Annotated in this window: 9 protein-coding genes, 1 pseudogene and 1 riboswitch; of the genes and pseudogenes, 7 read left to right on the top strand and 3 right to left on the bottom strand. The window is 66.4% G+C overall.

Annotated elements, in window-relative coordinates; all coding sequences use genetic code 11:
• Positions 1 to 48 precede the first annotated feature (48 nt).
• Complete coding sequence (locus FIV34_RS19150) at positions 49 to 2280, top strand: NADP-dependent isocitrate dehydrogenase (protein ID WP_139985089.1); 2232 nt, start codon at positions 49 to 51, stop codon at positions 2278 to 2280.
• Positions 2281 to 2361: 81 nt separating this feature from the next.
• On the opposite strand, the gene FIV34_RS19145 is transcribed toward FIV34_RS19150, so the two are convergent.
• Both FIV34_RS19145 and FIV34_RS19140 read right to left on the bottom strand, forming a co-directional pair.
• Complete coding sequence (locus FIV34_RS19145; RefSeq protein WP_139985088.1) at positions 2362 to 3612, bottom strand: SGNH/GDSL hydrolase family protein; 1251 nt, start codon at positions 3610 to 3612, stop codon at positions 2362 to 2364.
• Between the two features lie 116 nt (positions 3613 to 3728).
• Positions 3729 to 4676, bottom strand: a complete 948-nt coding sequence (locus FIV34_RS19140) for an aldo/keto reductase (RefSeq protein ID WP_139985087.1) — start codon at positions 4674 to 4676, stop codon at positions 3729 to 3731.
• Between the two features lie 286 nt (positions 4677 to 4962).
• Here FIV34_RS19140 and FIV34_RS19135 point away from each other — a divergent pair, with 286 nt between their 5' ends.
• From FIV34_RS19135 to FIV34_RS19120, 5 genes are all read left to right on the top strand, one after another.
• On the top strand, positions 4963 to 5871 hold the full coding sequence (locus tag FIV34_RS19135; RefSeq protein WP_139985086.1) for a LysR substrate-binding domain-containing protein: 909 nt from the start codon (positions 4963 to 4965) through the stop codon (positions 5869 to 5871).
• A gap of 256 nt (positions 5872 to 6127) precedes the next feature.
• The gene (locus tag FIV34_RS21060) at positions 6128 to 6301 is read left to right on the top strand and encodes a hypothetical protein (RefSeq protein ID WP_170207662.1); all 174 of its coding nucleotides are present in this window, start codon (positions 6128 to 6130) and stop codon (positions 6299 to 6301) included.
• A gap of 160 nt (positions 6302 to 6461) precedes the next feature.
• Positions 6462 to 9086, top strand: coding sequence for a magnesium-translocating P-type ATPase (gene mgtA / locus FIV34_RS19130; protein ID WP_139985085.1), 2625 nt, complete (start codon positions 6462 to 6464; stop codon positions 9084 to 9086).
• A gap of 122 nt (positions 9087 to 9208) precedes the next feature.
• Positions 9209 to 9688, top strand: coding sequence for a hypothetical protein (locus tag FIV34_RS19125; protein ID WP_139985084.1), 480 nt, complete (start codon positions 9209 to 9211; stop codon positions 9686 to 9688).
• Positions 9689 to 9803: 115 nt separating this feature from the next.
• Positions 9804 to 10526 (top strand): LytR/AlgR family response regulator transcription factor, encoded by a 723-nt coding sequence (locus tag FIV34_RS19120; protein WP_246058685.1) that lies wholly within the window; start codon positions 9804 to 9806, stop codon positions 10524 to 10526.
• Here the strand turns inward: FIV34_RS19120 and FIV34_RS19115 are convergent.
• The gene (locus FIV34_RS19115; protein WP_139985083.1) at positions 10523 to 12265 is read right to left on the bottom strand and encodes a GGDEF domain-containing protein; all 1743 of its coding nucleotides are present in this window, start codon (positions 12263 to 12265) and stop codon (positions 10523 to 10525) included. The genes FIV34_RS19120 and FIV34_RS19115 overlap by 4 nt on opposite strands.
• Before the next feature lie 158 nt (positions 12266 to 12423).
• Between FIV34_RS19115 and FIV34_RS19110 the strand changes: the two are divergent.
• Positions 12424 to 13518, top strand: a pseudogene (locus FIV34_RS19110) (acyltransferase family protein); the annotation flags it as partial.
• Positions 13515 to 13747: riboswitch (cobalamin riboswitch) on the top strand. (Overlaps the previous pseudogene by 4 nt.)
• Positions 13748 to 13861: the final 114 nt, after the last annotated feature.

Below are 13861 nucleotides of genomic sequence, written 5' to 3'. Positions count from 1 at the left end.
AGAGGTTTCCCGCTCGCGTCGGGTCCCCTCCAGGCCAAAGGCTAGCCCATGACCAACTCGCCCAAGATCATCTACACGCTCACCGACGAAGCGCCGTTCCTGGCCACCGCGTCGTTCCTGCCGATCATCGAAGCGTTCGCCGGCTCGGCGGGCGTCGCGGTTGAAACCCGCGACATCTCCCTCGCGGGCCGCATCCTCGCCCAGTTCCCGGAGCGCCTCACCGACGCACAGCGCGTGGGCGACCATCTCACCGAACTCGGCAACCTGGCGACCACGCCAGAAGCCAACATCATCAAGCTGCCCAACATCAGCGCCTCCGTGCCGCAGATGAAGGCCGCGATCAAGGAACTGCAGGGCCAGGGTTACCCGCTGCCCGACTTCGTCGATGCACCGTCCACCGACGAGGAAAAAGAGATCAACGCCCGCTACGGCAAGGCCATGGGCAGCGCCGTGAACCCGGTGCTGCGCGAAGGCAACTCCGACCGTCGCGCGCCGCTCTCGGTGAAGAACTACGCCCGCAAGCATCCGCACCGCATGGGCAAGTGGTCGGCCGAATCGAAGTCGCACGTCGCGCACATGGACGGTGGCGATTTCTACGGCAGCGAGAAGTCCACGACGATCGCCGCCGCCAGCAGCCTGCGTATCGAGTTCGTCGGCAAGGACGGCGCCACGAAGGTGCTCAAGGACAAGGTGGCCGTGAAGGCGGGCGAGATCGTCGACGCCGCCGTCATGAGCAAGAACAAGCTCGCTGCCTTCATCGGCGCGCAGATCGAAGACGCGAAGGCGAAGGGCGTGCTGTTCTCGCTGCACCTGAAGGCCACGATGATGAAGGTCTCCGACCCCATCATGTTCGGCATCGCCGTGCGCGAGTTCTACAAGGACGTGCTGGCGAAGCACGCCGATGCGTTGAAGCAGGTCGGTTTCGATGCGAACAACGGCATCGGCGACCTCTACGCCCGCCTCGACAAGCTCGACGCCACCACGCGCGCCGCCATCGAAGCCGATCTCAAGGCCGAGTACGCCCAGCGTCCGGCGCTGGCCATGGTGAACTCCGACAAGGGCATCACCAACCTGCACGTGCCCAGCGACGTCATCATCGACGCTTCCATGCCGGCGATGATCCGCGACAGCGGCGGCATGTGGAACGCCGAAGGCAAGCTGCAGGATGCCAAGGCGGTGATCCCGGATCGCAGCTACGCCGGCGTCTACGCCGTCGTGATCGAGGATTGCATCGCGAACGGCGCGTTCGACCCGGCCACCATGGGCAGCGTGCCCAACGTCGGCCTGATGGCACAGAAGGCCGAGGAGTACGGTTCGCACGACAAGACCTTCCAGATCCCGGCTGACGGCAGCGTCCGCGTCGTCGCCGAGGACGGCAGCGTGGTGTTCGAGCACGCGGTGGAGCAGGGTGATATCTGGCGCATGTGCCAGACCAAGGATGCACCGATCCAGGATTGGGTGAAGCTGGCCGTGCAGCGCGCCCGCCTGTCGAACACCCCGGCGGTGTTCTGGCTGGATAAGCACCGCGCGCACGACGCGCAGGTGATCGCCAAGGTCGAGCGTTACCTGAAGGATCACGACACCTCGGGCCTCGACCTGCGCATCCTCGCGCCGGAGGAGGCCACGAAGTTCTCGCTCGAGCGCATCCGCAAGGGCCAGGACACCATCTCGGTCACCGGCAACGTCCTGCGCGATTACCTCACCGACCTGTTCCCGATCATGGAACTGGGCACCTCGGCCAAGATGCTCTCGATCGTGCCGCTCATGGCCGGTGGTGGTCTGTTCGAGACCGGCGCGGGTGGTTCGGCACCGAAGCACGTGCAGCAGTTTGTCGAAGAGGATTACCTGCGCTGGGATTCGCTGGGCGAGTTCCTCGCCCTCGCCGCATCGCTGGAGCACCTTGGCGAGCGCTACGACAACAAGCACGCCCGCGTACTGGCGAAGACCCTGGACCAGGCCAACGGCCGCTTCCTCGACAGCAACAAGTCGCCGGCGCGCAAGGTCGGTGAGATCGACAACCGCGGCAGCCATTTCTACCTGGCCATGTATTGGGCGGAAGCCCTGGCGGCGCAGGACGACGATGCCGAGCTGAAGGCGACCTTCGCGCCGGTGGCCAAGGCCCTCACCGAGAATGAAGGCAAGATCGTGGGTGAGCTCAACGGCGCCCAGGGCAAGCCGGTTGAGATCAAGGGTTACTACCACCCGGACATGGCGCTGGTCAGCGCGGCGATGCGCCCGAGTGCGACGTTTAATGGCGTAATTGACGGGCTGCGTCGCTAAGGCCAGCTGCCCCGTCGCGCGCAAGCGCGCTCCTGCATGGCTGCCTTGCCCCTGTAGGAACACGCTTGCGCGCGATGCCCGTTACTTCAGGCCCCAGGTGGCCGGCGCGCTCTCCGCCGCCCAGCCCGACATCAGCTCATGCATGCGCGTCGTCGGGTGCAACGTATCCCAGAAGACAAAGCGGCCGGCCTCGCAGTGCTTGCGCGGGACCTGTTCCCGCAGGTAGGAGAACGCGCTCTCCGCATCGATCTTCAGGCACGAATCGGTAGCATTGCTGAACTTGTACTGCTCCGGATGCGCGAGCACTTCGTCGAAGCGTGAACGTGCATCGACGATACGAATCACCAGTTCGCTCCCCTTCGTGAGTCCTTCGTCGCCGGCTTGGCGGATCACGCCACTAATGACGCTGGATAGGGCGGAGTTGTACACGTTGACGCGGGAGAGGACATCCGCCGCGTCCTTTCGCCCCATGCGGAATACCGGCGCCCTCGTGACATCCGGCAGGTTCACCACCAGCACCTTGCGCGCGCCATGGCGTACAAGCTGCATTAGCGAATCGCGCTGCTCCTGTACGATCCGTGTGGCGTACCTGCTGTCGTTGACGAAGTCGTTGCCCGCGACCATGAAGGTGAACAGGGTGCGCGAGGGGTCGTAATCCTTCTCGCTATCCATGTGCTCGAAAAAGCTCTTGATCTGCGTGCCGATACCGTGGATCAGGCCGAACTTAGCATCGCGGGTCTGGGCACCACCCACGGCCCAGTTGGTGAGCGTGAGGCCGTTGCGCGACGCGAGGTATTCGACCCAGGTGGGGCCGTTACTGAAGCGGCCGGCGAACCAGGAGGCGGACGGCAGGGTCTTGCCCTTGGGCACGAACTCCAGCACCTGTCGTGATGCCGTGTGCATGTTGCCGGTATCGGTAAGGCTATCGCCGAATGACACGATGCGTTCCACGGGCTGGCCCGGGCGAAGGTCACCTTCATACCAGATCGGGTAAGGGTAGTCGCTTGCGCCTCGCGCACCGGCGGCGCCTATGCCGATCAGGCGGTGGAAGTCAGCCGTGCCCCTGAGGTGCTTCTCACAGAGCGCATGTAGCCTGGCCGGTGCGGCAGGTGTACGGAACAGATTGCTCCAGCTGGCGAGGCGATCGTGCTGCCAGTTGCCTGGCAGCACGTTTCCCGTATCTACCGTGCCGGTGGCGGCGCCGGTGGGGTCACCGAGTTTCTTGTAATGGCACAGCAGGGTCGCATCGCTGCCCGCCTGGGCGGCAGCCGCCACCAGGGCCAGCGTGCCGCCGAGTAGTGCGCGTCGGTAGAACGTGTTGATGGATCGCATGAGCTCTTCCTTGAGGTGAGGGACCGGATGCCTTCCGGCCCACGCATCATGCGGGTACGTCGCGTGCCGTTCTGTAGGCGCCGGCAGCGATCGGCCTCAGCATTCACCTGATCCCATCAGGCGTCGCTTGCCGTTCGGAGTGCATCCAGCTGCTCGCCGGTGAGTTGCAGCGAGGCCGAGCGCGCCAGTTCGTCCAGTTGCTCGACCGTCGTGGCGCTGGCGATCGCCGCGGCGATCGAAGGCTGCGCCATCACCCAGGCCAGCGACACCTGTGCGGGCGTGGCACCGTGCGCTTCAGCCACCTTGTCCAGTGCGGCGAGCACGCGCATGCCGCGGTCATTGAGATAGGCCTTGACCTTGGGCGCACGGGCGGCGCTCTTGGTGAGGTCGGCCTCGCTGCGGTACTTGCCGCTGAGGAAGCCGCTCGCCAGCGAGTAGTAGCTGATGACGCCAACGCCTTCTTCCACGCATACCGGCTGCAGGCCCTCTTCGAAACCGCTGCGGTCCATGAGGTTGTACGCCGGTTGCATGGATTCATAGCGCGCCAGACCCTTGCTGGCACTGGTGTGCAGTGCATCGGCGAAGCGCGTTGCTTCGTAGTTCGATGCCCCGATCACACGCACCTTGCCGGCCTTCACCAGATCGTCGAACGCCCGCAGGGTTTCTTCCAGCGGTACCTTCGGATCGTCTTCGTGCGACTGGTACAGGTCGATGTAGTCCACCTGCAGCCTGCGCAGCGAATCCTCCACGGCCTCGTGGATGTTCGTGGGCGACAGGCCAGGGTAGCGTGCCCACTTGGCCACCTTCGTGGCGATCAGCACCTTGTCGCGCTTGCCGCTCTTCTTCAGCCAGCGACCGATGATGGTCTCGGACTCGCCACCCTCATTGCCGGGTACCCACGCGGAATACACGTCGGCGGTGTCGATGAGGTTGAAGCCGTGGTCGACGAAGGCATCGAGCAGTTCGAACGAGCGCGCTTCGTCAGCGCTCCAGCCGAAGACGTTACCGCCGAACGCAAGCGGTGCCACACGAAGAGGGGAGCGGCCGAGCGGGCGAAGCGTCATGCGTGAGTCTCCAGGAGCCAAAGCGCCATGATGACTTACCGCGGGTGGCTGGGGCGTCAACAGTACCCGCCGGCGGGCGCCGCTCGGGCGCGCCCAGGGCCAGCACGAGTTCCTTGTTGACGATGTGGCCGTGCATGAAGGCAAGGCCGGTGAAGATCGACGCCATGACACCCTCCTGGTCCAGTGAAGCCGCAGGTTGCTGCGACTTGTCGTGGGCTAAAGGTTGGACTTTCCGCGACCCCTGAAAAAGCGATATGTTTGCAACCCGGACTTGAGGGAAATTCACGTGTCCCGTCTTCCGCTCGGCTTGCTCCAGGGGTTCGTGCTCGTCGCCAGGACGGGCAAGCTCGCGCGCGCCGCCGAGCAGCTAAACCTCACCGTCAGTGCCCTCAGCCACCAGATCCGCAACCTCGAGGAACGACTCGGCCGTTCGCTGTTCGACCGGGGCCCGCGTGGCGTCACCCTGACCGCCGACGGCGCGAACCTGCTGGAGGCCATCGGCCATCACTTCGAGGGGATCGAGCATGCGCTCGGTCGCTTCGAGGCGCGCCACCAGGATTCGGTCACGCTCAGCGTGCTGCCCTCGGTGGCCTCGAGCTGGCTGGTGCCGCGGTTGCCACGCCTGGTCGCCGCGCACCCGGAGCTGGAGCTCAGCCTGCACTCATCGGTGGGGGTCGTGGATTTCGATCGCGAGCCGGCCATCGACTGTGCCTTCCGCTACGGGTTGGGCGCCTGGCCGCGGACCCGGGCCGAGCGCCTGTTCGGCGAATTCATCGTGCCCATCGCCAGCCCGTCTCTGGTCCGCAAGATGGGTGGGCTGCCGGATACCTCATTGAAGGGCTGGCCGCTGCTGGGTGATCCGTCGGGGCGCTGGAACGACTGGGCCGAGCAGTTCGGCATGCCGCTGCCTTCGCGCTACGTGGCCCGCTTCGACAATACCGAGCACCTGCAGCGCGCCGTGCTGGAGGGGCTGGGCGTGGCGCTGGGCCGTCTGGTGATGGCGCGTTCCCTGATCGAATGCGGCGCGCTCACCGTGCTGTGCAAGGAGCGCATGCGCGTGGCCGAGGCGTATTACCTCGTCCATCCGAAGCGTTCGGAGCCCCACGCGGGCTTCAGCCGGCTGCGTGAATGGCTGCTGGCCGAAGCCGCCGATTACGAGTCAGGGATTGCCGAAAACCGGGCACTTCCAGCTTGACCGATTTGCGTTGCGGCGCGACAATTGTCCGGCTCCCCGGGCTAGCTCCGCCGGGCGGCACCCCTCTTAGCTTATCCAGGCATATGGACGTTCACCCTAGTACACGCGTCGGCATCCGCTCGCATCGGGTTCCGGCGTTTGAAAACCAAATCGCCCTCGGCGACCGCACCCGGTCGGCCGGCGCTTTCTCCTACTAGGGAAGGTCCGGCTCTCCTCGTCTGGTAGCCGTGCGCTACCGTTATTCGAGGATTGAGCCATGAATCTCCAGCTCGACAAGACCACCCCGCGCATGTTCGGGCGCCGTCTCGCCTTCGCACTTGCCCGCCGCCGCACCGCCCAGCCGGTGAAGCGCAGCATCACCGTGCCGCGTTCGCTCGATAGCGCTGAAAGCTCTTTGAAACCGGCTGACGGCAAACTGCCGCAGTCATGAATAGCGATATAGACACTACGGCGCCGCATTCGCGGTCCGTCGTCACGTCCATCCCATTTGCCACCCGTCGGTCCCACGCCGGCGCGCCTGCTTTCGGCTAACTGCGGCCGCAAGCCGCTCGCGTCCGCCCGGCCCGCCGTGCCGGTACAGGTAGCGAGCCATGAAGATCCACACCTCGCCGGCGTCCGTCGCCGCAAAGACTTTCACCAACGCCACGGCCGACGCCTACCGTCCGGCTGACGAACTGCTGCGCTCGCTGGATTCCCGCATCGACGGCCTCGACGAGGAAGCGATCGCCGAGCGCCTGGACCGTGATGGCGTGAACGAAGTGGGCCACGAGAAGCCGCCGCACTGGGCGATCCAGCTGCTGCATGCCTTCAAGAACCCGTTCATCATCGTGCTGCTGGTGCTGGCTGTCGTCCAGTTGGTGACCGACCCGGACGACCTGACCGGCCCGGTCATCATCGCGGTGATGGTGGGCATCAGCGTCCTGCTGTCGTTCACCCAGGAATACCGTTCCTCGCAGGCCGCCGAGAAGCTCAAGGCGATGGTGCGCAATACCGCGACGGTGACCCGCCGCGCCGAAGACGGCCACGCCGAGCGCATCGAAGTGCCGGTGGAAGAACTGGTGGTGGGCGACATCGTCCACCTCGGCGCCGGTGACATGATCCCGGCCGACCTGCGCCTGATCGCAGCAAAGGACCTGTTCATCAGCCAGGCCATCCTCACCGGTGAATCGCTGCCGGTGGAGAAGGCCGCGCCGCACGGCGCCGCCACGGGCGAGTCCGGTGGCCCGCTCGACCTGCCCACGGTCTGCTACATGGGTACCAACGTGGTTTCCGGCACGGCCACCGCCGTGGTGCTGGCCACGGGCGCGCGTACCTACCTCGGTTCCCTGGCGCGCACGCTCTCCGGCGAGCGCGTGCAGACCAGCTTCGACAAGGGCATTTCGTCCGTCAGCTGGCTGCTGATCCGCTTCATGGCGGTGATGGTGCCGATCGTTTTCTTCATCAACGGCTTCGACAAACACGACTGGCTGGAAGCTTTCATGTTTGGCCTGTCCGTCGCCGTGGGCCTCACCCCGGAGATGCTGCCGCTGATCGTCACCGCCAACCTCGGCAAGGGCGCCATCGCCATGTCGAAGCGCAAGGTGGTGGTGAAGCGCCTGAACGCGATCCAGAACTTCGGCGCGATGGACGTGCTGTGCACGGACAAGACCGGCACGCTCACCCTCGACAAGATCGTGCTCGAGCGCCACGTGGACCTGGACGGCGACGACTCGGACGAAGCGCTGGAGTGGGGCTACCTCAACAGCCGCTTCCAGACGGGCCTGCGCAACCTGATGGACAAGGCGGTGCTCACCCACCGCGACCTGGAGACCATCGCCCACCGTTTCCGCATCGTCGACGAGATTCCGTTCGACTTCCAGCGCCGGCGCATGTCGGTGGTGGTGACGGACGGCGAGTACGAGCAGCTCGTAATCTGCAAGGGCGCGGTGGAAGAGATGCTGGCGATCTGCACGGAAGCGCGGATCGGCGGCGACGTCGAGCCCATGACGGAAGAAAAGCGCGCGGAGATCCGCGCGATGACCCGCCGCCTGAACGAGGACGGCCTGCGTGTCCTCGTCGTGGCCGTGCGCCGCGACCCCATCGGTGACCGCGCGTATGGCGTGGCTGATGAAGCCGGCCTCACGGCGGTGGGCTGCCTGGCCTTCCTGGATCCGCCGAAGGACTCCGCCGCCACGGCGATCCGTGCGCTGAACCACCATGGCGTGGCGGTGAAGGTGATCACCGGTGACAACGAGGCGGTGACCAAGAAGATCTGCGCGGAAGTGGGCCTGGATGTCGCCGGGACGGCACTGGGCCGCGACATCGAGCAGCTCGATGACGATGCGCTGGATGCGATGGTTGAGAGCACCACCATCTTCGCCAAGATGTCGCCGGTGCAGAAGGCGCGCGTGGTGAAGGCCCTGCAGCGCCGTGGCCACACCGTGGGCTTCCTCGGCGACGGCATCAACGACGCGCCGGCCCTGCGCGATGCCGACGTGGGTATCTCGGTGGATACCGCCACGGATATCGCCAAGGAGTCGGCGGACATCATCCTGCTGGAAAAGAACCTGATGGTGCTGGAAGAAGGCGTGCTCGAAGGGCGCGTCACCTTTGGCAACATCATGAAGTACATCAAGATGACCGCCAGCTCGAACTTCGGCAACGTGTTCAGCGTGCTGGTGGCGAGTGCGTTCCTGCCGTTCCTGCCGATGCTGCCGCTGCAGATCCTGGTGCAGAACCTGCTGTACGACCTGTCGCAGTTGTCCATCCCGTTCGACCGCATGGACGACGAGTACCTGCGCACGCCGCGCAAGTGGGATGCCGGTGATATCGGCCGCTTCATGGTCTGGATCGGCCCGGTGAGTTCGGTGTTCGATATCACGACGTTCTGGGTGATGTGGCATGTGTTCGGCGCGCACGACGTGGCCCACCAGTCGCTGTTCCAGTCCGGCTGGTTCATCGAAGGCCTGCTCTCACAGACCCTGGTGGTGCACATGATCCGCACGCGGCGCATTCCGTTCCTGCGCAGCATGGCGTCCGCGCCGGTGCTGGCCCTGACGGGTGCGATCATGCTCATCGGCATGTACATCCCGTTCTCGGCGCTGGGCGCACGGATCGGCATGGTGCCGCTGCCCGGCGCGTACTTCGGCTGGCTGGCGCTCACCCTGGTCTCGTACTGCGTGCTCACGCAGATCGTGAAGACGCTCTACATCCGCCGCTACAACCGCTGGCTTTAAACACGGGGCGTGCCCCTACGTGACGTCGCACCGACGGGCTACGTGCCTGTCGGTGCGGCGCGGACATACGTGGCGCGAGGGAATCGCTGAAATAGCGGCTCCTCAACCACGGAGCCATCACCATGGTCCGCACCACCCTCGCTGTACTGCTCCTCACCGCCTCGGCCTCCGCGTTCGCTGCGGATACCCCGGCCAACCGTTACGTCGACGCCACCGACTGGCCCGCCTCCGAAGCCGGCATGGATCGCTTCTTCGAAGCCGAAGCCCGCCTCAACGTCGGTTTCGACAAGGTCTGTGGCGACACCTTCTGTGAAGGTGACTACAGCAACCTCCGCCCGATGCAGCTGCGCTGCTCTGTCGACTCGACCAAGGGCACGCTGAAGCAGTGCCTGTGGACGTTCGCCGGCAGCCACGCCAGCGTGAACCCGAAGTCTGGCGCCGTGCAGGTCACCGCCAAGACCTTCAAGTGCAAGCTGCTGCTGGCCAAGGACACGCCGATCGAGAAGTTCTATGAACTGACCTCGGGCGAGGATCCGCTGCACGCCAAGCTGCCCATGGCCAACGTCTCCGTCTACGACGGCCTGCCGGGCTGCCTCAACTAACCGTCCTGCCGACGTAACCGCACGACTCGCCGCCAGTCCTCTGGCGGCGATCTCGCGTGGGTGGTCTCCTCAGCGCTCCGGAAGAGGGCCGCTGGACGGTGCGCATCGCCCTGCCATGGGCCGTCGCATGATCCGCGTGGCCGTCGTCGATGACGAGCCGCTGGCCCGCAGTGGCGTGCTGGCGCGCCTTCGCGGGGAGGCCGACATCACCGTGGTGGAGGAGTGCCGCAATGGCCTTGAGCTGGCCTCGCTGCGCCGCGATCGCGTGGATCTCGCCATCGTCGACGTGGAGATGCCGGGGATGAGTGGGCTCGATGGCCTCGCGGTGATTCCGCGGGCGGAACGCCCGCTAGCGGTCCTGCTGACGGCACACGACAGCTTTGCCGTGCGCGCCTTCGAACTGGAAGCGGTGGACTACCTGCTCAAGCCCCTCGATGACGAGCGCTTTGGCGAGGCACTGGAACGGGTGCGCCGAAAGCTCGGCCGCGATCTTCGCCCGCCCGTGGCCGAGCGCTTTACCATTCGCGTTGGTTCGCGGCTGTCGTTCATCGAGGTGGATGCCGTGACCTGGATCGAGGCCGACGGCGACTATGCCGCGCTGCATGCGAACGGGCAGCGGCATCTCCTGCGCGAGTCACTGCACGACCTCTCGCGGAAGCTCGACCCCGCACGCTTCCTGCGCGTGCACCGCTCGGCCATCGTCCGCGTGGACCAGGTGGCCGAGATGCTGCCTCGCCCGAACCGCGATGCCGTGCTCCGCCTGCGCGACGGCACCACGCTCAGGGCCAGCCGCACCTACATGGATGCGCTCATGGCGGCGTTGCATCGCGTGGCTTAGGTGGCGACGGTCACGCGGTCGCGGCCGGCAGCCTTCGCGGCGTACATCGCTTCGTCCGCCTTCATCAGCAGGCGGTCCAGGTCGTAGCCGAAGGCACCCGTGCACGCGATGCCGAAGCTCGCGGTGGCCCGGGCAATCGTCTGGTGTTCGCCCGAGGGCGTGCCGATGGCCACGCGCATGCGCTCGGCGCGTTCGATGGCCTGGGCCTGTGTCGCCGCGCGCAGGAGCACGGCGAACTCCTCGCCGCCCAGCCGCCCGAACACGTCGGCCTCCGTCAGGTGATCCCGGCATTCCGCGACCACGCGCAACAGCACCCAGTCGCCTTCGGCATGGCCATAGGTATCGTTCACCTGCTTGAAGTGATCGAGGTCGAACAGCACCAGGGCGATCGGCTCGGCGGCGCGCGAGCCTTCCACCAATGCCGCCGTGCACTCGTCCACGAAGTGCTGGCGGTTGCTGATGCCGGTGAGGCTGTCGTGGCGTGCCATGCGCATGAAGCGCTGTTGCGAGCGGCGCGTGCGGATCAGCCACAGCACGATGGTGCCGATGAAAGTGAGCAATAGGAGGATATACAGGCGGCTGGTCTGCGCGTCGTGCAGGTCCGCGTCGCGCTGCAGGTGCAGGATCTGGTTCTGCCGGTCCAGCGCGTCCGTTTCCATGCGGCTGGCGACTACCTGCTGCTTGACGATCTGGTAGGCGAGGGCACGCGCGCCCACGTCGTCGACGTAGCCCTTGTCGGCTTCCGCGTGGCGCGCCAGCCACATCGTCGCTGCGCGCCAGTCGCCGCGCTTGCGTGCCACGAAGTAGGCCGTCTCCGTCGCGGACACCAGCGGCTCGGAGTACTCGCCCGGCACCGACGAACGGATGGCGGCCGCGGCGAAGCGGTCGGCCAGGGCAACGTTACCGGCCTGCCACTGCGCGCGTGCCAGCAGGGCATCAAACTGCGAGGTCTGCATCGGCTGTTCGTCGCGCAGGACGGACCCGTAGTAGCGCTCCAGCACTGCGATCGCCTCGTTCGGCCGCCCGTGGCGAATGGCGCTGTCCGCCACATCAGCCCGTAACTCGTTGGCCGAGAGCATTTCCCCGGCCTTCTGGCACTCGGCCACCCACTGGACGAAGCGCGGGTCGTCGCCTTCGACGCGGCCACCGCGATAGAGCGCGTGCAGCGCGACCACGTTGCTCTTGCAGGTGATCGAGGGTGTGTCGGCGATATCCACGGCGCGCGCCGCGTAGTCGGCAGCCAGGTCGTACTGCCCCGCGGTGGTCAGCATCTGCGCCGCCTCGGCCAGGGCCTGGTAGCGCGCGTGGGGGTCACTGACGCCGGGCAGGTCGGCGACCATCAGGTTGAGGCGGTTGAAGGCGTCCTCGTAATGGCGTCCTGCGCCGAGGATGTTCACCAGGGTAGCGGTGGCGCGCAGGCGCATCACCTTGTCCGTGGATTTGTCGGCGATGCGTTCGAGGAGCGGAATGGCCTGCGCGTGGTCGCCACCGTAGGCCAGCTGCCAGGCCTGCAGGTAATCCAGGTGCATGCGCGCAGCCGCGCTCATCTGCTCGCGCGACGGCGCCAGGCGGGCGAGGGTGGCCACGAACGCCGGGTGGTCCGAGGTCTTGCTGGCGTCGGCGACGTCGAGCGTGGCCTCCGCGTTTTCGCCTGCGCGCAGGTGAGCGCCGGCGTCGCCGGCATGCAGGGCCAGCGTGGCAAGGAGTAACGCCGGCAGGCACCGGCGGAAAGCTGGCATGGCATCCCCAACGTTGCGCCGGCAAGCCCCCCGGTTTGCCCGGCGCGTTCGATCTTAACGTGGCGCCATCGCGCCACGCCCCCAAAACGCCATGAAGCCGCCCGCTGGCGGCCGCACGCGCCCCACAACCTGCCTCGACCCCTACGACGGAACCACCGATGACCCGCTTGCCCGGACTGGACACCCTGCGCGCCATCGCCATCGTGTGGGTGATGCTGTTCCACAGCTACCTTATCGGCGGCCTGGGTGAAAACTTTGGGTGGGTCGAGCACGCCGGGTGGATGGGCGTGGACCTGTTTTTCGTCCTTAGCGGGTTCCTGATCGGCTCGCAGGTGTTCGCCTCGCTGCGCGATACCGGCCGGCTCGACCTGAAAACGTTTTACCTGCGCCGGGCGTTCCGCATCCTGCCCGCGTTCTTCGTCGTGCTCGGGCTTTACCTCGCGTGGCCTGCGTGGCGCGAGACGCCGCTGATGCAGCCGGCGTGGCAGTTCCTCACCTTCACCTTCAACCTGTTGTTCGACGCGCCGCAGCGCTATGCCTTCTCCCACGCGTGGTCGCTGTGCGTGGAAGAGCATTTCTACCTGGTGTTCCCGCTGCTGGCGGTGGCCCTTGCGGGGCGGATGACGCCCCGGCGGTTTGGTGTGCTCTGCGTTGCGGTGGTCGCGGGGGGCATCGCCTTGCGCGCCGCCCTGTGGCAGCTGTACATCGGGCCCTGGGCCGGCACCGACGTGCCGGTGGGACCGGCTTATCTGGAATACCTTTACTACCCGACGTACTCGCGCCTGGATGGCCTGCTCGCCGGCGTCGCCCTGGCGGCGTGCTCGGTGTTCCGTCCGGGCTGGATGGCGCGCGTACAGGGGCGCGGCGGCGTCCTGCTCGGCGCCTCCGCGCTGCTGCTGGCCGGCTGCATCCTGTTGTTTGACGGCCATCGGCTGGACTTCTGGCCCAACGTGGCCGGCTATCCGCTGGTGGCGCTGGCGATGGCGGCCTTTGTCGCCGCCGGCGCGGGTGGCACGTGGCTGGCACGCCTGCGGATACCCGGCGCGGGCTGGATCGCCCGCACCTCGTACAGCCTCTACCTCAGCCACAAGGGCGCCTTCATGCTGACCGAGGCCGCGCTGGATGGCCGTCTTGATGGCTACCCGTGGCTGCGCTTCCTCGCCCACGCCGCGGTGGTGCTGGCCGTGGGTGCCGCGCTGCACTACACGGTGGAGCGCCCCGTCCTGCGCTGGTATGCGCGCCGTTCCGCTACACTACGGCCACCCAAGGTGATCCACGGCGTTCGCGCCACGGATTGAAACGGGAATCCGGTGACCCGCAGGCACTTCGCCTGCGCCATTCCGGAGCTGCCCCCGCAACGGTAGGTGAGTTGACGGGGCTGGCCAATGCCACTGTGCCGCGCGCGGCATGGGAAGGCGCCAGCCCTTGCAGGTGAACCCTGCGCTCACAAGCCCGGAGACCGGCCATGAGGTATCACCGGACAGGCGGAGGGCCCTGGTCGCGGGTGGCCCGACTCCGTTCGCCGTCGCTTGCACCTTGCTTTTCGCGTGTCCCTCGCCGTCATAGCCGCGCGGGTAGGCGCGGTCAGCAGGGAGT

It is taken from the genome of Luteibacter pinisoli (assembly GCF_006385595.1).
GTDB classification, from domain to species: domain Bacteria; phylum Pseudomonadota; class Gammaproteobacteria; order Xanthomonadales; family Rhodanobacteraceae; genus Luteibacter; species Luteibacter pinisoli.
The sequence above is the reverse complement of the archived record's forward strand: the minus strand, read 5'-3'. Positions and strand labels throughout refer to the sequence as shown.

What these genes read in the sequence shown, in the direction of transcription:
- FIV34_RS19150 (WP_139985089.1), top strand. Translation starts at nt 49, where the DNA reads ATGACCAACTCGCCCAAGATCATCTACACGCTCACCGACGAAGCGCCG.
- FIV34_RS19145 (WP_139985088.1), bottom strand. Translation starts at nt 3,612, where the DNA reads ATGCGATCCATCAACACGTTCTACCGACGCGCACTACTCGGCGGCACG.
- FIV34_RS19140 (WP_139985087.1), bottom strand. Translation starts at nt 4,676, where the DNA reads ATGACGCTTCGCCCGCTCGGCCGCTCCCCTCTTCGTGTGGCACCGCTT.
- FIV34_RS21060 (WP_170207662.1), top strand. Translation starts at nt 6,128, where the DNA reads ATGAATCTCCAGCTCGACAAGACCACCCCGCGCATGTTCGGGCGCCGT.
- mgtA (WP_139985085.1), top strand. Translation starts at nt 6,462, where the DNA reads ATGAAGATCCACACCTCGCCGGCGTCCGTCGCCGCAAAGACTTTCACC.
- FIV34_RS19125 (WP_139985084.1), top strand. Translation starts at nt 9,209, where the DNA reads ATGGTCCGCACCACCCTCGCTGTACTGCTCCTCACCGCCTCGGCCTCC.
- FIV34_RS19120 (WP_246058685.1), top strand. Translation starts at nt 9,804, where the DNA reads ATGGGCCGTCGCATGATCCGCGTGGCCGTCGTCGATGACGAGCCGCTG.
- FIV34_RS19115 (WP_139985083.1), bottom strand. Translation starts at nt 12,265, where the DNA reads ATGCCAGCTTTCCGCCGGTGCCTGCCGGCGTTACTCCTTGCCACGCTG.